We start from the raw sequence: 630 nt of genomic DNA, 5'->3' as shown, positions 1-630 counted from the left end.
ACAAAATCTTTTCGCCACGAGATGCAATAGCGACCAGAGCGCACACTAAAGCCAGACCATATAGCGGGTTTTCAGACAATAAGCCTTCCGTGATGCCAAAACTATGTAGGAAAGATGCCGAGTCATTGTTGATGGCTGTTGAGTAAACAAAGACCCAAATCACCAACATGATGAAGTACAGCACACCTAATAACGCCCCCCATTTGTTACCAAGGTAACCGGAAATGACGCCAGCGTAATCTTGGCACTTTGGTGAACTTGAGAGAGTGTTGATGAAAAGGCGTTGGAACAAGTACATCGCTGGGTAGCCGATCACGGCAGAGGCCAAGAATACCCAAAGGCCCAATACGCCTACTTTTACTGGTAAAAAGACAATACCGGCACCGATTGCCATGCCGATACTCATGATCACCCATCCCCAGTCTGTGCTATCAAACTTGGTCGCGGCTTTCCACTCGTCTAGGGCCATGCCTGCTTTTACGTGCGGTGGCTCTTTACCGATAGGTAAGGTTTGTGTAGGTGCTGTCACGCTCATTTTATTGTTTCTCTTGTTAGTATGAATTTTTCTCAAATTTAATTGAGAAAACATATATCACCAATTTTTTTGTGGAAAATTCAGATAAATTTGAG

Annotated in this window: 1 pseudogene; it reads right to left on the bottom strand. The window is 44.4% G+C overall.

The features are described from left to right. Positions 1-469: pseudogene (locus tag R7E78_RS27820) on the bottom strand (hypothetical protein); the annotation flags it as partial. Positions 470-630 lie beyond the last annotated feature (161 nt).

This window comes from Vibrio sp. YT-19(2023) (assembly GCF_033337395.1).
This window is presented reverse-complemented; position numbering and strand designations above follow the sequence as displayed.